Genomic DNA, 20,789 nt, shown 5'->3' with positions numbered 1-20,789 from the left:
GCGCCATGCCCGTCAAGAACCGATTTGCCGAACTTCATGACCAGATCACGGAATGGCGGCGCGATCTGCACCAGCATCCCGAACTGTTGTTCGATACCCACCGGACCAGCGCGCTGGTCGAGGAACGCCTGCGGGCCTTTGGCTGTGACGATATCGCCACCGGGATCGGGCGGACCGGTGTCGTTGGGGTTATCAAGGGAAAATCAACCGGTTCCGGCAAGGTGATCGCGCTTCGCGCGGATATGGACGCACTGCCCATTCACGAGGAGACGGGTGTTGATTATGCCTCCAAGGTGGAGGGCAAGATGCATGCCTGCGGCCATGACGGGCATACGGCGATGTTGCTGGGGGCGGCGCAATACCTGGCCGAGACCCGCAATTTCGATGGTACTTGCGTGGTCATCTTTCAACCCGCCGAAGAGGGCGGTGGCGGTGGCCGCGAGATGTGCGAGGACGGTCTGATGGAACGCTTTGGCGTACAGGAGGTCTATGGGATGCACAACTGGCCCGGCGTGCCGGAGGGAGAATTTGCCATTCGTCCCGGGCCGTTCTTTGCTGCCACGGATGTGTTCAACATCGAGATCGAGGGGCGGGGCGGACACGCGGCCAAACCCAATGAGACCATCGACCCGATCGTGATGGCCGGGCAGTTGGTGACGGCGCTGCAGACGATCACGGCGCGCAATGCGGATCCAACCGAACAGCTGGTTGTCTCGGTGACATCCATTCAAAGCTCTTCCAATGCGTTCAACGTGATACCGCAATCCGTCCATCTTCTTGGCACGGTGCGCACGATGAGCGCCGAGATGCGCGACCTGGCGGAAACGCGGATGCAGTCGCTGTGTGATGGCGTCGGCACCGGGTTCGGCGGCAAGATTACCCTGGACTACAAGCGCAGCTATCCGGTCATGGTCAATCACGAGGAACAGACCGCCTTTGCCGCCGATGTGGCCCGGTCGGTCAGCGGAGACTGCGCCGAGGCGCCGCTGATCATGGGGGGCGAGGATTTTGCCTATATGCTAGAAGAACGTCCCGGCGCCTATATCCTGATAGGCAACGGCGACACTGCCAAGGTGCACAGCCCCGACTATAATTTCAACGACAACGCCATTCCCGCCGGGTGCAGCTGGTGGGCCGAGATCGTCGAGCAGCGGATGCCGGCCTGACGCCGAGAGGGTTCGAACGGCTGCAAATCGCGCCTGGCGGGTCGCGCGGCTGCCTGCGGCGCTGAACTCGTGCGGGCTCCTTACTAAAACCCCGTGCCTGGGCCTGATGCGGGTGTTGCCGTCTTGCCCGCGGTCTTGCCCCGCATGAACGGGTATTTTGCGGGTGGGTCTGGACAGAACGAACCTCGCGTGATTCAAGATCGGCCATGCGTCATCAACATCATCTGCCTTACCTGGTGACCGCGGCGGTGGTCCTGGCCACGCTTGTCATCCTGCTGGCGATGGGGCGCGTGCCCTGGTGCCAGTGCGGGCATGTCGATCTGTGGGGCACGGTCGGGACCAGCGAAGGATCGCAGCAGCTTTTCGACTGGTATACGCCCAGCCACCTGCTGCACGGTTTCATCTTCTATGCCGCCTTGTGGCCGTTGGCGCGGCCGGTGCCGTTGGGCTGGCGGCTGGTGATCGCCACGCTGGTCGAATGCGCCTGGGAGATCGCCGAGAACACCGATGCGGTGATCGAACGCTACCGCGAGGTCACGATCTCTCTCGATTACTACGGCGACAGCGTCCTGAACTCGGCCTCGGATATCGTTGCCATGCTGGCAGGGTTCTGGCTGGCGCACCGGTTGCCGGTCTGGGCCAGCCTTGCCATCGTGGTGGGGTTCGAGCTCTTGACCCTGTGGGTCATCCGCGACGGGCTGGCTCTGAACGTGGTGATGTTGCTCTATCCGCTCGACATCATCCGCGACTGGCAGGGGGGCCTTTGATCCGGGTTTACTTTCGCGCGGAAAATCCGCACAGATTTTCCCATGAATGATCATGCCAAAGGATTGCTGATTACAACGCTGGGGGTGCTCTTTGTGGTCCCCGACTCGCTGTTTGTGCGTCTGATCGTGGCGGACCCGCTGGTCGTGGCGTTCTGGCGTGGCATGACTGCCGGGGTGATCATTCTTCTGGGATTGCTGGTCGTGCAGGGCATCAAAGGGGTCCGGGATGTTCTGGGCAGTGGCTGGCCCGGTATCATCTACATGGTCCTGATCGGATCGACCGCCCCCGGTTTCGTGCTGGCGGTGACACAGACCAGTGTCGCCAACGTGGTATTCATCTTTGCCTCCATGCCGGTTTTTTCCGCCATTTTCAGCCTGATCTTCCTGGGTGAGCCGATCAGGCGGCGCATGGTCCTGACCATGGCGGCGGTCATGGTCGGGCTGGGGATCATTGCCTACGGGTCCGAAGAATCCGAGATCGCCTCGTGGAAGGGCGATCTGTGGGCGCTTTACGTGACCATCGCCTATGCGGGTGCGCTGACGGCGGTGCGCATGGTCAAGGAAATCTCGATGATCCCCGCGATCCCGATCGGCTATATCGGCTCGGCGATGGTGATGTGGCCCTTCGTGACGCCGATGGCCGTCTTTCCCGGTCAGTGGGAGCTTTTCCTGGGCCATGGCGGGTTCATCGCGATCGCGACCTGTTTCCTGACGCTGGGGCCGCGCTACATCAGTTCGGCCGAGGTCTCGCTGCTGATCTTGCTTGAATCCGTTCTGGCGCCTGTGCTGGTTTGGGCGGTCGTCGGGGAAGATCCCGGCCACTGGGCGCTGGTTGGCGGCGCGGTGGTGATCGGTGCGCTGTTCGTGTCGAACCTGATTGTCCTGACGCGAAAACGCCGCCAGCGGCCGTGTTGATCGCGCCCGGTGGGCCCGGCGACCGCAATGTCGGTTCTCGTTTTGAAAGAAGGCCCAATCCGAATAGTCTCGCGGCGGAACACTGACCGGGGTGCGCGTCACGGACACCTCAGGCCTGCCACGGAAAGGATCCAGCATGTTTCGCGACAGAATGCGCCGCTTTCAATCAAACCTTGCCGAAAGCGGTATTGATGTCGCGCTGATCACCGATGACGACAATGTCTATTACCTGACCGGCTATTACGACTATCTGCACATGGAATTTGGCCGCCCGACCATCCTGGTGGTTCCCAGGGATGGTGACACGTTGCTGATCACGCCCATTATTGATCTGAACGCCGCCGAAGCCGCGGCGCGGGTGGATCGCATCGCCCCCTGGAATGACGGCATGGGCAACGAATGGCGCGAGGAGTTGCCGGGCGCGCTCGGATCCGCATCCCGGATCGCGATCGAGCCGGATCACATGCCGCCGGTGGTCCGCGCATATGTGAACGATCTGGCAGGCACGGGAAAGCTGGACAGCGCGACGCCGCTGCTGGCCGAGATGCGGATGATCAAATCACCCGAAGAGCTGCAGATCGCGCGCCATGCCGGGCAGGTTGCCACGGCGATGATGGCGGCCGGACGTGCGGCGATCGGCGACGGGGTGCCGGAATACGAGGTTGCAATCGCCACCTCGCAGGCGGGCACCCGCAAGGCGGCCGGGTTGCTGGCCGCGCATTATGACGATGCCGACATGTCGCCCAACACCCATTTCCTGCAGATCATGGCCTCGGGACGCGAGATCATCAAAACCCATCACCGCGCGTCAACCCGGACCATGCACCGGGGGGAGCCGGTTTTCCTCTGTTTTTGCGGCATGACCAATTTCCACCGCTTCAAGCTGGGTTTCGACCGTACCTTCTGGATCGGTAACGCCGATCCTGCGCAGGTGGCGGTCTATGAGGTGGCGGTGGCCAGCCAGAAGGCCGCGCTGGATGCGCTGCGCCCCGGTGTCACCGCCGAAAGCATCCATGCCGAATACGCCGAGGTCATCCAGAGCGCCGGTTTTGAATACCCGTTCCGCTGTGGCCGTGCGACGGGGTTCAGCTTTCTCGAATCGCCGCAGCTTGTGACCGGTGACAAGACCATCATCAAGCCGGGTATGGTTCTTGCGGTGGACGGGTCGGTTTCGGTCGAGACGTTCCGGGCGCAGGTGGGTGACAGCGTCATCGTCACCGGGGACGGCTGGGAGCCGCTTACGGATCACCCGAAATCCGTGGCCGAGGTCATTCTTTGAAATTCACGCAGCCGCCCGGGGGTCAGCGCGTGGGTACGGGTTCCTCGCCGCGATAGTCATAGAAGCCCCGGCCGGTCTTGCGGCCCAGCCACCCGGCCTCGACGTATTTCGTCAGCAGGGGGCAGGGACGGTATTTCGTGTCCGCCAGCCCGTCATGCAGCACGTTCATGATCGCCAGACAGGTATCCAGCCCGATGAAATCCGCCAGTTCCAGCGGCCCCATCGGGTGGTTCGCGCCCAGCCGCATCGACTGGTCGATCGACCGCACGTTGCCGACACCCTCGTAGAGCGTGTAGACCGCCTCGTTGATCATCGGCATCAGGATACGGTTGACGATGAACCCGGGGAAATCCTCGGCCGTGGCAGAGGTTTTCCTGATCTGTTCGACCACGTTCATGCAGGCGTCGAATGTTTCGCTGTCGGTGGCAATGCCCCGGATCAGCTCGACCAGCTGCATCACCGGCACCGGGTTCATGAAGTGAAAACCCATGAATTTCTCGGGCCGGTCCGTGCGGCTGGCCAGGCGGGTGATCGAGATGGAAGAGGTGTTGGAGGTCAGGATCGTATGCGGCTGCAGATGCGGCAACAGCTCATCGAATATGGCCTGTTTCACGGCTTCGCGCTCGGTCGCGGCCTCGATAACCAGGTCTGTCTGGCCCAGGTCGGTCAGTTTCAGGGTCGTCTTGATCCGCCCTAGCCCGGCAGCCATATCTTCCTGGCTGATTTTTCCGCGGCTCACCTGGCGTTCCATGTTGGTGCGGATCGTCTCCATCGCCTGGTCAAGCGCATCCTGGCTGATGTCGGTCAGCAGGACGTTGTAGTTTGCCAGGGCCATGACATGGGCAATCCCGTTGCCCATCTGACCCGCTCCGATCACGCCAATCGTCTGGATTGCCATTTCAACGTCCCCTTGCGTCACTTGCCGACAACATAGGCCCGCCGGGGGATCAGCCGCAAGGGCTTCGGATCGCTAAAAACTGTGATGAATTCGCGCATTAGATAATTCTCAACCGGTTTGGCCGAATCTGATCCCGGGTGAAAAGAGATTGGTGGGAATCATGGCCTATGAAAGAATGGGGGACAGTCCCCTTACATATCAACCGTGCGGCTATCCGGGGTCGAAACTCAGGTTTCGCGGCCCGCGCCGGAAACTGAACGGTCCGTATGCGGCGTTTCTTGGCGGCACGGATACGTACGGAAAATTCATCGAACGGCCCTTCCCGGCGCTGATCGAGGCGCGAACCGGGGTGAAATGTGTCAATTTCGGCTGGCCGAATGCGGGGGTCGATGTCTATCTGAACGATATCGGCGTGCTGATGGCCACGGCGAATGCCGACGTGACCATCGTGCAGGTGCCTTGCGTGACCAATATGACGAACCGGTTCTATTCGGTTCATCCGCGGCGCAATGACAGGTTCCTCGAAGCATCGGGCACGTTGCGCGCCATCTACGGCGAGGTGGATTTCACCGAGTTTCATTTTGTCCGGCACATGCTGCAATGCCTCCAGAAAGTATCGAGCGAGCGTTTTGCCACGGTGATCGAAGAGATTCAGACAGCATGGGTTTCGCGGATGCAGCTGTTGCTGCACAAGGTGGACAGCAAGGTCATCCTGCTGTGGATGTCTGCGCGCAGGCCCGAGGATGACGCGGACAGGACCGAGGTGGAATTTGACCCGATCTGCGTCACCCGGAAGATGCTCGAGACGTTGCGCCCGATGACCGACCAGGTGATCGAGGTCACCGCAAGCGAAGAGGTCAGGGCCGACGGGACCAACGGGATGCGGTTTTCCGCGCTGGAAGCACCGGCGGCGCAGGAAGTAATGGGGCCCAGATGCCATTACCAGGTAGCGGAGGCATTGGGGCCGCTGGTGGCGCAGATGGTCGCCGAAACGAACAAGGCCCGCTAGTTCAGCGGGCCCTGTTGCCGGGTACGAGGTGGTGTCCCTCGTCCTACAGTTTTTCGGTCAGTTCCGGGACGGCGTCGAAGAGGTCTGCGACGAGGCCGTAATCGGCGACCTGGAAGATCGGGGCCTCTTCGTCCTTGTTGATGGCGACGATGATCTTGCTGTCCTTCATGCCCGCAAGGTGCTGGATCGCGCCCGAGATGCCGACGGCGACATAGAGGTCCGGGGCAACCACCTTGCCGGTCTGGCCCACCTGCCAGTCATTCGGGGCAAAGCCCGAATCGACCGCGGCGCGGGACGCACCGACGGCGGCGCCCAGCTTGTCGGCCAGTTTCTCGATCAGGGCGAAGTCCTCCTGCGAACCCACGCCACGGCCGCCCGATACGACCACGCCGGCCGAGGTCAGCTCGGGGCGGTCGGATTCGGCGACCTTGTCCTCGACCCATTCGGACAGGCCGGGGTTGTCGGCGGCCGAAACCGTTTCGACCGGGGCCGCGCCGCCGGTCCCGGCGGCGTCGAAGGTCGAGGTGCGGATGGTCACGACCTTCTTGGCGTCCGAGGATTTCACCGTCTGGACCGCGTTGCCCGCGTAGATCGGGCGTTCGAACGTGTTGGCGTCAACCACGCCCGAGACGTCCGAGATCACCATCGCATCCAGCAGCGCCGCAACACGCGGCATGACGTTCTTGGCGTCGGTGGTGGCGGGGGCGACGATGTGCTCGTAATCGCCCGCCAGCGACACGATCAGCGCCGCGGTCGATTCCGCCAGGCGATGACCCAGCGAGGCATCCTCGGCAACCAGCACCTTGGAAATACCGTCGATCTTGGCGGCGGCCTCACCGGCCGCGGCGGCATGGCCTCCGGCGCAAAGCGCGGTCACATCACCCAGTTTGCTTGCGGCGGTCACGGCCTTTGCGGTCGCGTCCAGCGCCAGTTCGCCATCGGTTACTTCGGCGAGAAGAAGAACAGCCATTACACAGCCCCCGCTTCTTTGAGTTTGGCAACGAGCTCGTCCACCGAGCCCACGATTTCACCGGCCTTGCGGGCCTCGGGTTCGTCGGTCTTGACGATTTCCAGGCGCGGGGTGACGTCGACGCCGTAATCGGCGGCGGTTTTCTCGTCCAGCGGCTTTTTCTTGGCCTTCATGATGTTGGGCAGCGAGGCATAGCGCGGCTCGTTCAGGCGCAGGTCGACGGTGATGATCGACGGCATCTTGACCTTGATCGTCTGCAACCCGCCATCCACCTCGCGGGTGACCAGCGCATGATCGCCTTCGATGTCCAGCTTCGAGGCAAACGTGCCCTGCGACCAGCCCAGCAGGGCGCTGAGCATCTGGCCGGTGGCATTCATGTCATTGTCGATCGCCTGCTTGCCCGCCAGCACGATGCCGGGGCCCTCTTCTTCGACGATCTTGGCCAGGATCTTGGCGACGGCCAGCGGCTCGATGTCGGTGTGCACGTCATCGGCGGCCACCACCAGGATCGCGCGGTCCGCGCCCATCGCCAGCGCCGTACGCAGGGTCTCCTGCGCCTGCTTGACGCCGACCGAAACGGCAATCACTTCTTCGGCTTTACCGGCTTCTCTCAGGCGGATGGCCTCCTCGACGGCAATCTCGTCAAAGGGGTTCATCGACATTTTGACGTTCGCAAGATCAACACCCGATCCATCCGCTTTGACACGGACCTTCACGTTGTAGTCAATCACGCGCTTGACAGGCACTAACACCTTCATTGGCATGGTCTCCGTTAAAATGACGGAGAGCCGCGCTCGCGACTCCCCAGAAAGCTCTCTGGCGTTTGATACAGATTTGTTAATCGGGGAAACAGGGTAAAATCGTCACGTTTGCGTCTTGCGACGTCGCGTTTCCGGTATGAACATGAGAATTTTGCAGGAATGTTGCCGTTTGCAGCGAAATTCCTGCCGCGCGTACCTGCAGGGGGAAAAAGAAAAGGGGCGGCCGCAACCGCCCCTTGGTGATTTGATAGCCGTCCCCGCCAGGTCAGCGGTTCAGGAACTCCAGGTCAAACTTGTCCTCGACATCCGGCACCGGGTGATCTTCGTAAAGCGACTTGACGATGCCGTAGACCATGAAGAGCAGGATCACCGCAATCGGCAGGCCGGCGACGATTGACGCGGTCTGCAGGGCGCTCAGCCCGCCGGCCAGCATCAGGACACCCGCGACGATCCCCGCGGTCAGCCCCCAGAAGACGCGGAACTTGACCGGCGGATGTTCGTCGCCCATCGACAGCATCGTGCACATCACCAGCGTGCCCGAGTCCGAGGAGGTGACGAACCACGAGATCAGCAGGATCGTTATCAGAACCGTGATCGGGTAGGTCAGAAAGTCATAACCGAACCCGGCCACCGTCTGGAACACGCCCCTGGCGTAATCATCGTTGACCGCATCCACGACGCCTGCGTTATAGAAAAGGTCGACACCGGCGGCAGCCCCGCCAAACACGCCCATCCACAGCATCACCACCGAAGTCGGGATCAGCAGCACGCAGAAGCAGAACTGCCGGATGGTGCGCCCCTTGGACACGCGGGCGATGAACAGGCCCACGAACGGGCACCATGCGATCCACCATCCCCAGTAGAAGATGGTCCACCAGCTTTGCCACTGGTTTTCCGGGTCGCCGTTGATCCAGAAGCCCATCGGGATGACATTCCACAGGTAATCGCCAAAGCCCGAGATGGTGATGCCCAGCAGGAAGGCCGTCGGGCCCAGAACGATGAACAGGATCAGCAGCCCGATCGAGGCCATGACGTTGCATTCGCTGAGGATACGCACGCCCTTGCCCACACCCGATGCGGCCGAGGCCGTTCCGAGGCAGGTGATGATCGCCACCAGGATCAGCTGGTTGGTCTGCGTATTCGACATCCAGCCCAGGTTTTCCAGGCCGGCGGCGATCGGGGTCACGCCCAGCCCCAGCGACGTTGCCAGGCCAAAGATCGTTCCGAAGACGCCGATCAGGTCGACCATGTGGCCCCAGGGTCCGTAGACTCGCTCTTTCAGCACCGGGTAGAGCGCCGTGCGCAGGGTCAGCGGCAGGTCACGCCGATACGAGAAATAGGCAAGGCTCAGCCCGACCAGCACATAGAGCCCCCAACCATGAAACCCCCAGTGGAAATTGGTCACCGTGACCGCGGCAATCGCCGCGTCCACGCTGCCCGCCTCGGCACCGGCGCGTTCCATGAATGGGCTGCCCTGGATGTGGTACATCGGCTCGGCCACACCCCAGTAGATCAGGCCCGAGCCCAGCCCCGCACTGAACAGCATGCAGATCCAGGAGAAGGTCGAAAAATCGGGTTCGTCGTCATCCTTGCCCAGCTTCACGTCGCCGAACCGGCTGACAAGCAGCCAGAAGACGAAGAAAAGCGCGACGTTGACGACGATGACATAGAACCAGTCCATCGTACCGATGATGAAATCCTTGCCCGCCGCGAAGACCTCGCTGGAGCGTTCGACATCCATGATCGTATAGACCACGAAGCCGATGATCATGACCATCGACAAGATCCCCATCAGCGGGTTCATCCCGGCGAACAGCCCGGATTTGGCGACAAGGGTGTCGGGTTTGATTGTGGTTTGGTCACTCATTTCTTGTTACCTCTCTGTCCCGTTCATGCCGCTCAGCGGACCGTACCCGAGGCACCCCTGCGGGCACCGGCGGACAACCAGATGTCAAACTGTTCTTCCAGGCGGGCGTGGTTTTCTGCCCACCATTGCGCGTCCGACATGATATGCAGCTTGTCCTCGTAGGCGGGGCCGTTGGGGATTTGCTGCAGCGTGTCGTCCGACAGCCGGGACAGGGACGATTTGCGCGTGGGTCCGTTTGGCAGGAAACCCACCATGTTGGCCAGCGAATTGGTGCTGCTGGCATAGCGGATGAAATCCTTGGCGGCCTCCACGTAGCGGCTGCCCTTGGGGATGCCGAACAGATCCAGTTCGATCACCCGGCCATCCATGTTGACGGTGAAATCCGCGCCCTCCTCGCGCGAGGCGACGACACCGGTCGTGGCCCAGATCATCGACATCGTGACCTCACCCGCGTTCAGCATCCGCACCGGTTCACGGCCCGCCTGCCAGGTCTGCAGACCGGCCCTGATCGCGTTCATCTTCTCGAATGCGCGCTCGACCCCCTCGTCGGTTTCCAGCGTCGCATAGACATCTTCGCGCGCCACGCCGTCGGCCATCAGCGCCCATTCCATGATCACGGTGGGATCGTTGCGGATCGCACGTGCCCCGGGGAAATTGTCGGTGTCGAAGAAATCGTTGATGGTTGCCGGCGTCTTTCCGTCGAAAGCGTCGTTCTTATAGGCGAATGCCGTGCCCCAGACGATCACGCCCACGCCGCAATCGTTCAGTGCGCCTTCGACGAAATCATCTTTGGCGGGGGTGCCGTCGGCGCCGGCAGGCAGGGAGATGTCGGAAAGATCCTCGAGAAGACCTTCATTGCAGGCCCGCAGTGAATCGGCCTGCGTCAGGTCCACCACGTCCCAGATCACATTGGCGGATTCCACCTGGTCGCGGATCTCGTCGATGCCGCCGTTATAATGCGCGACATGGACCCGCGAGCGTGTTTCCCGTTCATAGGGACGCACGAAGCCCAGCATCTGGCTGCGCATATAGGGGCCGGTCCAGGACGTGAAGGTGATTTCCGGGGGCGCCGAATCAAGCCCGGCCGTGCTCTGTGCATGGACGGCTACCGGTGGTGCCGCGATTGCCAGGGCCGAGCAGAGCACTCCTGCCCGTACAGGCAACAGGTCGCGAATAAATTTCATTTGGTCCTCCCTTGTTTCTGCGTCATCCAGAATTTGCCTCCGCTCAGACCGCGGGGGCAGAGCAGGGTGGATGTTATTGCCGGCGGTCATTTCAGAATAACTGAAGCTGCCTTCAGTGGAGCTTGAATTGGAACCGGCGCTTTACTGCCGCAGGAATCGACTCAAAATCGAGAGAAACCGACACTATCTGAGGGGCTGATGCGAATTATCGGGTGAAGGCAGCGCCGTTGAGGACAGTGGATGTTGCGCTCCCGGCCTGACGGGCCGGGGCTTTGTCCTACCCGGCGCCGGTCCGTCCCCCGGACGGTCCCCCGCTGTCAGCGGTTCGCGCCAGGAACCCACAAAACGTCGTCCTTGCCGTCATTATTGGCCATGCGGGCCGCGCAGAAAAACCAGTCGCTGAGGCGGTTCAGGTATTTGACCGCCGCCGGGTTCACCGGCTCGGCGCCGGCCAGTTCGACCGTCAGCCGCTCGGCCCGGCGGGACACGGTGCGGCAAAGATGCAGATAGGCGGCCAGTTCTGAGCCACCCGGCAGGATGAAGCTCCGGAGCGGTTCCAGCGCCTTGTTCATCACGTCGATCTCCGCCTCGAGCCGGTCGACCTGGGCGTCGCTCATGCGCAGGGGCGGGTACTCGGCCTCGGCATCCTTGTCCATGTCCGGGCGGCACAGATCGGCGCCAAGGTCGAAAAGATCGTTCTGGATCCGGGCCAGTGCCGCATCAACGTCGCCCGACGCGTGAAGACGCGCCAAACCGACCGTCGCGTTGACCTCGTCCGTGGTGCCGTAGGCACTGACGCGGGCCGAGTGTTTGGCCACCCGGTCGCCATTGCCAAGCGCGGTTTCACCGGCATCACCGGTGCGCGTGTAGATCTTGTTCAGGACGACCATGTCGTTACCCTCCCTGCCTGCGGATGAACACGAACAGCAGAATAAGCAGAACCGCGACGAATTGCGCGCCGATGCGCCAACGCATGATCTTGTTGGCGTGTTTGCGGTTGAACTCCCCGCCCCTGCCGAAGGTCAGAATGCCAAACAGCAGGATGCCGGCAACCGCCAGGCAGGCCACTGCCACGATGTAAAAGAGCGGGTCGTCGGCCATCTGGTCTGTCCTTTACAGCGAATCTGTCTGCACATGTAGTCGGCGCGGCGGGAAAAGCAAAATGGCAATGGTGACGCAGGTCAGCTTTTCGACAGCACCCAGTCCAGCGCGCGGGTTGGCAGAATGCGCCTTAGCGTGCCCATCATGTAGGTGGGTGTGGTGACATAGTACCGTGCGCGCGGGCGCGGCGATTCGAGGGCGTGGACAAGCTTGTTCGACACCGCCGAGGCGGGCAACTCGAAACGGTCCTTGGTGCCGTCATGTTCATACAGCCGTTTGAGCAGACGGTTGCGGTACTGATCGGCACGCGGGGAATTTTCCCAGTCGATCCAGCGTTCGAAATGCGGGATCGAATTGACGCGGATTTTGGATGTGACCGGGCCGGGTTCGATCAGGGCGACCTGAACCCCGGTTCCTCTCATTTCGATCCGCAGCGTGTCGGTAAGCCCCTCAAGCGCATATTTCGTACTGTTATAAGCGCCGCGCCAGGGCAGGGTGACAAACCCCAGCACAGACGAGCATTGCACGATCCGCCCATGGCCCTGAGCCCGCATGACCGGGATCACCTGGCGCGTCAGCTCGTGCCAGCCAAAGAAATTCGCCTCGAAGATGTCGCGCAGCGCATCGCTTGGCAGGTCTTCGACGGCGCCCGGACAGCCGAAGGCGCCGTTGTTGAAGAGCGCGTCCAGCGTGCCGCCCGTGGCATCGAGCACCTGCGCCACGGCCGCGGAAATGGTGGCCTCGTCCTGGTAATCCAGTAGCGGGCTTTCCAGCCCTTCGGCGATCAGCCGGTCGCAATCAGACTGCTTGCGGCAGGCGGCGAAGACGCGCCAGCCCCGCGTTCTGAGCGCATGGGCGGCGTCGTAACCGATGCCCGACGAGCAACCGGTGATAAGGATGGATTTCTGCGTCATGAACCGGACATTGGCCCGAGGAGTGCCGCGTTGCAATCAGTTTGCGGCGCTGCTGACCAGCCAATCGGCCATCCAGCCCTCTTGCCCGCTATCGGTTGCCCGGATTTTCAACCAACCGTCGCCGGAGTTTTCCAGCACCTCGACCTGGGCACCCTTCCTGAGTTTGCCGATTGCAAGGTAGAAGGTGCTGGGGCCGTCGCGCATGTTCACGACCGTGCCGGTTACGCGTCGCAGATCCTGTGCCGGCGATGCCTGTTCGTCGATGGTCGCGGTATCGGTGGCGATGTCAGGCGACCGGGTCAGCGTGTCGACCTTCTGCGTATCGGCCTCGAATTCCGGCTCAGATGTCGCATCGCTTTGCAGGGCGGCGAGCGTCACGTCGGCAGGGCCGTCCTTGGACAGTTCCAGATCATCCAGGCTGGACAATGCCCGTGTTACCTCGGTGGTCTCATCGGCCGCCTCTGTCACCCCGGGCGCCTGCGCCACGTCTTCCGCTGCCGGGCGCGCCAGCGGGCGCAGGTCGTTCAGCTCCGCGCGTGCCTGCAACGACTGCAAGCCCGGTTCGTAATCGGCCCCGCCGCTGAGTACATAGAAAGACCAGCCAAGAAAGGCGAAAGTTATCAGAATAAAGCGCCACATCTGCGCGACCCCTGTTTACCATACCACGTCAAGCACGTTGTCATCATATACGATCTGCCGGTGAAATTCATGGGAAAAGCGGAAAACTTTCCCATGCAACCCGCTTTACGGGCAAATCCGCCTTGGGTACACAGCATCTATGAGCGATTTGCTGGATGACCCCAATATCGGCCCTGAAACGGTTTCGGAACCCCTGCGCCGTGCCATCGGCGAGAGGTACCTGACCTACGCGCTGAGCACGATCATGCACCGGGCCCTGCCCGATGCGCGCGATGGGCTGAAGCCGGTGCATCGCCGCATCCTCTATGCCATGCGCGAATTGCGGTTGAGCTCTACCGGGGGGTTCCGCAAATCCGCCAAGATCAGCGGTGACGTGATGGGTAACTATCACCCGCACGGCGATGCGGCGATCTATGACGCGATGGCGCGGCTGGCTCAGGATTTCGCCGTGCGCTACCCGCTGGTGGACGGGCAGGGGAACTTCGGCAATATCGACGGCGACAACCCCGCCGCCAGCCGCTATACCGAGGCACGGATGACCGCCGTGGCCGAGGCGCTGCTGGACGGGCTGAACGAGAACGCGGTCGATTTCCGCGACAATTACGACGGCACGCTGACCGAGCCGGTGGTGCTGCCGGCGACCTTCCCGAACCTGCTGGCCAACGGCGCCAGCGGCATCGCCGTGGGCATGGCCACCAACATTCCGCCGCATAACATTGCCGAGTTGTGCGATGCTTGCCTGCATCTGATCCGCACGCCGGATGCCCGCGACGACACGCTGCTGAATTATGTGCCCGGCCCCGATTTCCCCACTGGCGGGATCGTCGTGGAACCGGCCGAGAACATCGCGCAGGCCTATCGCACCGGGCGCGGCTCTTTCCGGCTGCGCTGCCGCTACGAGGTCGAGGACCTTGGCCGCGGCCAGTGGCAGATCGTTGTCACCGAAATCCCCTACCAGGTGCAGAAATCCAAGCTGATCGAGAAGATCGCAGAGCTGATCCAGACCAAGAAGGTGCCGATCCTGGGCGATGTGCGGGATGAGAGCGCCGAGGACATCCGCCTGATCCTCGAGCCGCGGTCCAAGAACGTGGACCCCGAAGTGCTGATGGGGATGCTTTATCGCAACTCGGATCTCGAGGTGCGGTTCTCGCTGAACATGAACGTGCTGATCGACGGGGTCACGCCCAAGGTCTGCAGCATGAAGGAAGTGCTGCGCGCCTTCCTGGATTTCCGACAGGAGGTGCTGATCCGCCGGTCGAAACACCGGATGGAGAAGATCGACCACCGGCTGGAAGTGCTGGAAGGGCTGGTCGTGGCCTTCCTCAATCTCGACCGGGTGATCGACATCATCCGCTACGATGACGATCCCAAGGCGGCGCTGATGCGCGAGGATTGGTCGAAAACCCATGTCCGCGCCCGCGATGAGGTCGATTATGTGCCACCCGCCCCGGGCGAGGGCGAACTCTCGGAACTTCAGGCCGAGTCGATCCTCAACATGCGGCTGCGCAGTTTGCGGCGGCTGGAAGAGATGGAATTGCTGCGCGAACAGGCCGAGCTGATGGAGGAACGTGCCGGGCTTGAGGACCTGCTGGACAGCGAGACCCTGCAATGGCAGTCGATCGCGGATCAACTGAAAGAGGTCAAAAAGACCTTCGGCAAGGATTACGAGGGCGGCGCGCGCCGCACGCTGATCGAAGAGGCCGCCGAGGTCGAGGACGTGCCGATCGAGGCGATGATCGACCGTGAGCCGATCACGGTCGTCTGCTCGCAGATGGGCTGGATCCGGGCGATGACCGGCCATATCGACCTGACCCGTGAGCTGAAGTTCAAGGATGGCGATGCCCCACGTTTCATGTTCCATGCCGAAACAACCGACCGGCTGCTGGCCTTTGGCAGCAACGGGCGGTTCTACACGGTCAGCGCCGCCAACCTGCCGGGCGGGCGCGGCATGGGAGAACCGCTGCGCCTGATGGTCGACCTGCCCAACGAGGCCGAAATTGTCGATCTGTTCATCCATCAGCCCGGGCGGAAATTGCTGGTGGCGTCCAGCGCGGGCGACGGGTTCGTCGTGCCCGAGGACGACGTGCTGGCGCAGACCCGTTCGGGCAAGCAGGTGCTGAACGTCAAGGACGGTGTGTATGCGCGGGTCTGCCGCCCGGTGAGTGGCGATCACATCGCCTGCGTCGGCGAAAATCGCAAGGTACTGGTCTTTGCGCTTGAGGAACTGCCCGAGATGGGCCGCGGCAAGGGTGTCAGGCTGCAGAAATACAAGGATGGCGGGCTGAGCGACGCCACGACATTCACGCTGGCCGAGGGGCTGAGCTGGCTTGATCCCGCCGGCCGCACCCGGACCGAGACCGAACTGGCCGAATGGACAGGCAAGCGGGCCGGCGCCGGGCGCATGGCGCCGCGCGGGTTCCCGCGGGACAACAAATTTACCTGAAAACTGCCTAAAAGAGATCGTATTTGCGCCAGATAAGCCCATGGTAGAGCGGGGCCTTATCGTCTATGGCGCCACAGTATAAAGATCAAGGAAGGGTAATCATGAGTGATACGACACGCGATATTTTCGGGCGTTACTCCGGTAACAAGGGTGAATTGTTCAATCTTGCGCTGGTGACATCGTTGCTGACGCTGGTGACGCTTGGCATCTATCGTTTCTGGGCCAAGACGCGGATTCGCAAATATATCTGGTCGTCGATCGACGGCGACAGTGACAAGTTCGAATATACCGGCACCGGGATCGAGAAGCTGCTGGGTTTCCTGGTCGCCGTGGTCATCCTGGCGATCTACCTGGGCATCATCCAGATGATCCTGTTCTATTTCGGCCTGAACCTGTTCAGCCAGCCGACCACGATGGCCGAGGCGGTGGCGCAGACGCTGGCGGTCTATATCAGCTTCTTCGCGGTCGTGCCCCTGATATTCTTTGCGCAGTACCGGGCGCGCCGCTACAAACTGGCCCGCACCCGCTGGCGGGGGGTGCGTTTTGGCGCCGAACCGGCCGCCTGGGGCTATGCGCTGCGCGCGATCGGGCACTGGCTGCTGACCATCCTGACCCTGGGGCTGCTGCTGCCGCGCCAGACCTTTTACCTTGAAAAATACATGACCGACCGCAGCTGGTACGGCACCGCGCGGTTCGAACAGCAGGGGCGGTGGCAGGAACTTTATCCGGCGATGAAGCATCTCTTTATCGGTGCCCTGATCATCGTACTGGCCGTTGTTCTGGTGGCGACCACGAACTCGCCGGGTATCGGCGGAGTTTTCTTCGTCGTCGGGTATATCTGGGGCATGATCGGCCTTGTCTCCTACCGGGTTCAGTCCTTTACCTATCTGACCGGCCACAAGGTGCTTGACGGCAGCATCAGCTTCCGCGCCGATCCGCAGACCTCGACCGTTGTCGGGCATGTCCTCATTGGCGGCCTTCTGGTCGGTCTCGCCACCGGCGCGTTGCTGTTCGTTGCCGGCCTGATCGCGACAGCAATGATGAGTCCGGCAGCGCTGACCGGTTCGGCCGGAGCGGGTCTGGCCGCCGTCGCACTGACCGCGATCCTCTATTTGGCGGCGCTTGTCATTGCATCGGCTCTGTCATTGGTCTGGATCACCCAGCCGATCATCGACCATATCGTATCATCAACGGCTGTCGAAAATGCGGACGCGCTGGACGCCATCCATCAGCGGGCCATGGACAGCGGCGCCGATGCAGAGGGCTTTGCCGATGCGCTGGATGTCGGGGGCGCCATCTGATGACGGTCGCGGCGGGCAGCTATTTTGACGGCCAGTCCGCCGCGCGCCACAAGGTTGAGGTCAGGATCGAGAATGACGCGACGCTGGTGCTGACTGGCGCGACGCTGCCGCAGCCCCAACACTGGCCGCTGGACCGGTTGCGCGCGCTTGCGGATCAACCGGGTGTCGATGGCCTGACTGTCACCCTATTCAGCGAAGAGGGTGACGAATCCCCGCGCGAACCCGCCCGCCTGACCCTGCGCGATGGCGAGATGAATGCCCGGATCAGGCGGCTTTGCCCGGATCTGCACCGCCGGGATGTCTCGCGCGGCACATGGGGCAGGGTGATCCGCTATGCCACGCTGGCAACGGCGGCGGTTCTGCTGATGCTGTTCGTGATCCTGCCGCGCATGGCCGATACGCTGGCCGATCTTATCCCGGTGGAAAAGGAGATCGCGTTCGGAAAATCGATCACGCTGCAGATCGAACGCGCGCTTGGCGCGACCGATCTGGGTGATCTGCATTGCGAGGGACCGGAGGGGCAGGCGGCACTGGACAAGATGCTGACGCGGCTCACCGCCGACCAGACGCTTGAATACGATCTGGACGTGACCGTGTTCGACCACCCGATGCTGAACGCCTTTGCGGCGCCGGGGGGGCAGGTCATCATCATGCGTGGATTGCTCGATCAGGCATCCGGCCCTGACACGGTTGCCGCGGTGCTTGCCCATGAGATCGGCCATGTCGAGCGCCGCGACCCCACCCGCCACGCCCTGCGAACGGTCGGGTCGGCGGGCCTGCTTTCGATGGTTCTGGGGGATTTCAGCGGCGGCACCATCGCCGCGCTTCTGGGTGAGCAGCTCTTGCGGGCCAGCTATACCCGCGAGGCCGAAGCCGATGCGGACGGTTTCGCGCTGGATATGCTGAACGCCGCCGACATCGACAGCTCCGGCATGGCGGAATTCTTCGAAAAGCTCGAGAAGCTGGAGGGCGGCCTGCCCGAAGTCGCGGCCTATTTCGCCACCCACCCCGCCAGCGCAGCAAGGGCGCAAAGAGCGCGTGACAACGCTGCGCGCAACGACAATGCCACACCGGCGCTCAGCCCGGCCGAATGGCAGGCGCTCAAGAACATCTGCGGCTAACCTGCCGGGCTGACCGGCTCCGCTTCCAGCCAGACGCCGCCTTCGGGCCGCAGCGTCAGGATCATCACCGGGTCGGGGTCGCGGCCTTCGACGCGGGTAAACCGGTAACGTGACAGCAGCGTCGCCAGGATGATCACCGCCTCCTGAAGGGCAAAGCTGGCGCCGATGCAGATGCGTGGGCCATCGCCGAACGGCAGGTATGCGTAGCGTTCAATCGTCTTGCGATCCGCAAAACGCTCGGGCCGGAAAGAATTTGCGTCGTCCCACAAGCGCTCGTTCCGATGCAGCGCGTAGATCGGGATGATGACCGTATCCCCCGCCTTCACCTCGCGCCCGCAGAGCGTATCCGCCGCCTGCGCGGTGCGCGAGATCATCGCGGCGGGCGGGTAGAGCCGCAGCGCCTCGTCGGCGATCATCCGGATGAACGGAAGCTCGGCCACATCCTCGCCGGTGGCGGTCCGACCCTGAAGAACCGATTGCGCCTCGGCGCGGGCGCGGTCCTGTACGTCGGGGTCGAAGGCACAGAGATAGAGCGACCAGGCCAGCGTCAGCGCCGTGGTTTCATGCCCTGCCACGATAAAGGTCAGAAGGTTGTCGCGCAGCTCGGCCGTATTCATCCGTCGCCTGGTTTCAGGGTCCTCGCCGGCCAGCAGAAGGTCAAGCAGATCCGGCACCCCTTTGCTGCCGCGCACCCGGCGCGCCTCCACCGCCTCGTCGGCGACCCGTTTCATCTGGGTTACGGCCTTGCCGGTCATCATCCGCCCCGGGCGCGGCACCCAGTCGGGAAACCCGAGAATGTCGAAGAGCGAGATCTTGCCCGCTTCGGCGATATAGGCGTCGATGGACCGGTGCACCGCCTGCCCGTCAAAGGCGCCATCGCCGGAAAACGTGACCTCGCTGATGACGTCGAATGTGGTGCGGACCATATCCTCGGCCATGTCGATGGCGCGGGGGCCAGCGGCGGCAATGCGGTCGCAGCTGCGTTCGGCCGCCGCCGCCATGATCGGCGCAAGGTTCTGGACGTTGCGATGCGAGAACACCGGCGCCGCGGTGCGCCTCTGCCATCGCCAATGGGCGCCCTCGGCAATGAACAGGCTGTCGCCGATCGCCGGGCGCAGCAGGTTCTTTGTGACCACGGATTTCGGATAGTTGTCGAGGTTTTCCAGCAGCATCCGGCGGATCGCCTCGGGGTCCATGACCATGTGCCAGCGCTTGCCGGTGCGGCCGGTGACCATCGGCTGCTTGGTGGCAATCTGCGGGATGATGCTGAGCAGGTTGTGCCGCGCCGCCTGGAGGCTTCGCCAGATGCCCATCGGCTCGGTCACGAGGGGTACATGAACGGGGAGTGGCGCGGCGGACATCGGCGGACCTTTCGTTGCTATCCCTGATATAGGAAGGACCGGCCAACAGGGCAAATCATTGCGCTGCGACCCGTGCTGCGGTATCCGGTTGAAAAGGGTCGAGGGGATGAGAATGTTTCGTTTGGCAGCCGTAATCGTGACCGCCCTGGCGCTGGCGGCCTGCACCAATCCCGATGATCTGGAGGAAAAGCCGGTCTACCTGGGTAATTTCAACCTGGGCCATAATGTCGTTGTGGCTCCCAACCTGACCAAGGGGCCGGCGTCGCGTGATGCCAGCAAAGGCGAGTGGATCGGGGTGATGAAAACGGCGATCGACGAGCGGTTCTCTCGCTATGACGGCGACAAGCTCTATCACATCGGTATCAGCCTCGAAGGGTATGTGTTGGCGATTCCGGGCGTGCCTGTCGTGGCATCTCCGAAGTCGGCATTGATTCTGAACGTGACCGCGTGGGACGACGCCAGCCAGACCAAGCTGAACGAAAAGCCGGAGCTGATCACGGTGGTCGAATCCGTCTCGGGGCGCACGGTTCTGGGGTCGGGTCTGACGCAGTCCAAGGAACGGCAGATGCGCAACCTGACCCGGAATGCCGCCAAACTGGTGGAAAACTGGCTGGTGAGCCAGAATAACGAACATGGCTGGTTCGAAGCAGACGGGCGCCCGGCGAAGGAAAAGAACGATATTCTTGGCAATCGGGTCATGGATACGGAAGCCTCCGACGGAACAGCGGATGTTACCGATGACCCAGCCGGAGAGGCCGGCGCCGCGCCCGGCGCTTCAAGTGACGCAGCCGCGGCTGCGGCCGCCGCAGCGGTGGTGCTGGAAGAACCCGAGGTGGCCCCCCTGGACGAGGATGGCTGATCCGGGTGTTTCGGCACGAACTGCTTGATTTTCCCTGCGCAAGACAATAAACGGCGCGCGGAGAACACAATCGGGCCGATAGGGCCCCCCAACAGACAAGGCGCCTCGAGACATGGCAAAGGAAAAGTTTGATCGTTCGAAACCGCATGTGAACATCGGGACCATTGGTCACGTGGATCACGGGAAGACGACGCTGACGGCGGCGATCACGAAGTATTTCGGTGATTTCAAGGC

Annotated in this window: 20 protein-coding genes; 10 read left to right on the top strand and 10 right to left on the bottom strand. The window is 62.4% G+C overall.

All coding sequences use genetic code 11. The annotated features are described in order from the left end of the window. The first annotated feature begins 5 nt into the window (after positions 1–5). The 4 genes from AAFO92_RS19840 to AAFO92_RS19825 all read left to right on the top strand — a co-directional run bounded on the left by AAFO92_RS19840 (position 6) and on the right by AAFO92_RS19825 (position 4,127). Positions 6–1,166 carry a M20 aminoacylase family protein gene (locus AAFO92_RS19840; RefSeq protein ID WP_347538172.1) on the top strand — a complete coding sequence of 387 codons (1,161 nt, stop codon included), beginning with the start codon at positions 6–8 and terminating at the stop codon, positions 1,164–1,166. Positions 1,167–1,372: 206 nt separating this feature from the next. After that, a complete protein-coding gene (locus AAFO92_RS19835; protein WP_347538170.1) occupies positions 1,373–1,933 on the top strand; it encodes a DUF2585 domain-containing protein in 561 nt (186 codons plus the stop codon). Positions 1,934–1,975: 42 nt separating this feature from the next. Next, positions 1,976–2,848, top strand: coding sequence for a DMT family transporter (locus tag AAFO92_RS19830; protein ID WP_347538168.1), 873 nt, complete (start codon positions 1,976–1,978; stop codon positions 2,846–2,848). Between the two features lie 136 nt (positions 2,849–2,984). After that, entirely contained in the window at positions 2,985–4,127 is a 1,143-nt protein-coding gene (locus AAFO92_RS19825) for a Xaa-Pro peptidase family protein (RefSeq protein ID WP_347538166.1), read from the top strand. Between the two features lie 22 nt (positions 4,128–4,149). Here the strand turns inward: AAFO92_RS19825 and AAFO92_RS19820 are convergent, their stop codons facing one another. Further along, the gene (locus AAFO92_RS19820) at positions 4,150–5,025 is read right to left on the bottom strand and encodes a 3-hydroxybutyryl-CoA dehydrogenase (RefSeq protein ID WP_347538164.1); all 876 of its coding nucleotides are present in this window, start codon (positions 5,023–5,025) and stop codon (positions 4,150–4,152) included. 160 nt (positions 5,026–5,185) lie between these two features. Between AAFO92_RS19820 and AAFO92_RS19815 the strand changes: the two genes are divergently transcribed. Next, positions 5,186–6,034, top strand: coding sequence for a DUF6473 family protein (locus AAFO92_RS19815; RefSeq protein WP_347538162.1), 849 nt, complete (start codon positions 5,186–5,188; stop codon positions 6,032–6,034). Between the two features lie 43 nt (positions 6,035–6,077). On the opposite strand, the gene AAFO92_RS19810 is transcribed toward AAFO92_RS19815, so the two are convergent. From AAFO92_RS19810 to AAFO92_RS19775, 8 genes are all read right to left on the bottom strand, one after another. Beyond that, entirely contained in the window at positions 6,078–7,004 is a 927-nt protein-coding gene (locus AAFO92_RS19810; protein ID WP_347538161.1) for an FAD-binding protein, read from the bottom strand. Beyond that, on the bottom strand, positions 7,004–7,762 hold the full coding sequence (locus tag AAFO92_RS19805; RefSeq protein WP_347538159.1) for an electron transfer flavoprotein subunit beta/FixA family protein: 759 nt from the start codon (positions 7,760–7,762) through the stop codon (positions 7,004–7,006). Before AAFO92_RS19805 ends, AAFO92_RS19810 begins: the two co-directional genes overlap by 1 nt. 268 nt (positions 7,763–8,030) lie before the next feature. Continuing rightward, the gene (locus AAFO92_RS19800) at positions 8,031–9,632 is read right to left on the bottom strand and encodes a BCCT family transporter (protein WP_347538157.1); all 1,602 of its coding nucleotides are present in this window, start codon (positions 9,630–9,632) and stop codon (positions 8,031–8,033) included. Positions 9,633–9,664: 32 nt separating this feature from the next. Further along, on the bottom strand, positions 9,665–10,816 hold the full coding sequence (locus tag AAFO92_RS19795; RefSeq protein WP_347538155.1) for an extracellular solute-binding protein: 1,152 nt from the start codon (positions 10,814–10,816) through the stop codon (positions 9,665–9,667). A gap of 317 nt (positions 10,817–11,133) precedes the next feature. Beyond that, on the bottom strand, positions 11,134–11,706 hold the full coding sequence (locus AAFO92_RS19790) for a cob(I)yrinic acid a,c-diamide adenosyltransferase (RefSeq protein WP_347538153.1): 573 nt from the start codon (positions 11,704–11,706) through the stop codon (positions 11,134–11,136). A gap of 4 nt (positions 11,707–11,710) precedes the next feature. After that, complete coding sequence (locus AAFO92_RS19785; protein WP_347538152.1) at positions 11,711–11,917, bottom strand: twin transmembrane helix small protein; 207 nt, start codon at positions 11,915–11,917, stop codon at positions 11,711–11,713. Between the two features lie 80 nt (positions 11,918–11,997). Beyond that, complete coding sequence (locus tag AAFO92_RS19780; protein ID WP_347538150.1) at positions 11,998–12,831, bottom strand: SDR family oxidoreductase; 834 nt, start codon at positions 12,829–12,831, stop codon at positions 11,998–12,000. Between the two features lie 36 nt (positions 12,832–12,867). Further along, positions 12,868–13,470: an SH3 domain-containing protein gene (locus tag AAFO92_RS19775; protein WP_347538148.1), complete on the bottom strand. Its 603-nt coding sequence runs from the start codon at positions 13,468–13,470 to the stop codon at positions 12,868–12,870. Positions 13,471–13,609: 139 nt separating this feature from the next. Between AAFO92_RS19775 and parC the strand changes: the two genes are divergently transcribed. From parC to AAFO92_RS19760, 3 genes are all read left to right on the top strand, one after another. Next, entirely contained in the window at positions 13,610–15,913 is a 2,304-nt protein-coding gene (gene parC / locus AAFO92_RS19770) for a DNA topoisomerase IV subunit A (protein ID WP_347538146.1), read from the top strand. A 101-nt stretch (positions 15,914–16,014) separates the two neighbouring features. Next, positions 16,015–17,214 (top strand): DUF898 family protein, encoded by a 1,200-nt coding sequence (locus AAFO92_RS19765; protein ID WP_347538144.1) that lies wholly within the window; start codon positions 16,015–16,017, stop codon positions 17,212–17,214. Then, the gene (locus AAFO92_RS19760; RefSeq protein ID WP_347538143.1) at positions 17,214–18,335 is read left to right on the top strand and encodes a M48 family metallopeptidase; all 1,122 of its coding nucleotides are present in this window, start codon (positions 17,214–17,216) and stop codon (positions 18,333–18,335) included. The genes AAFO92_RS19765 and AAFO92_RS19760 overlap by 1 nt, the downstream gene beginning before the upstream one ends. On the opposite strand, the gene AAFO92_RS19755 is transcribed toward AAFO92_RS19760, so the two are convergent. After that, positions 18,332–19,696: a cytochrome P450 gene (locus AAFO92_RS19755; protein ID WP_347538142.1), complete on the bottom strand. Its 1,365-nt coding sequence runs from the start codon at positions 19,694–19,696 to the stop codon at positions 18,332–18,334. The genes AAFO92_RS19760 and AAFO92_RS19755 overlap by 4 nt on opposite strands. A 112-nt stretch (positions 19,697–19,808) precedes the next feature. Here AAFO92_RS19755 and AAFO92_RS19750 point away from each other — a divergent pair, with 112 nt between their 5' ends. Both AAFO92_RS19750 and AAFO92_RS19745 read left to right on the top strand, forming a co-directional pair. After that, positions 19,809–20,555, top strand: a complete 747-nt coding sequence (locus AAFO92_RS19750; protein ID WP_347538141.1) for a hypothetical protein — start codon at positions 19,809–19,811, stop codon at positions 20,553–20,555. Positions 20,556–20,667: 112 nt separating this feature from the next. Further along, a partial coding sequence (locus tag AAFO92_RS19745; protein ID WP_347533359.1) for a GTP-binding protein occupies positions 20,668–20,789 on the top strand: 122 nt, incomplete at its 3' end.

This window comes from Roseovarius sp. CAU 1744, assembly GCF_039839345.1.
GTDB lineage: Bacteria > Pseudomonadota > Alphaproteobacteria > Rhodobacterales > Rhodobacteraceae > Roseovarius.
This window is presented reverse-complemented; position numbering and strand designations above follow the sequence as displayed.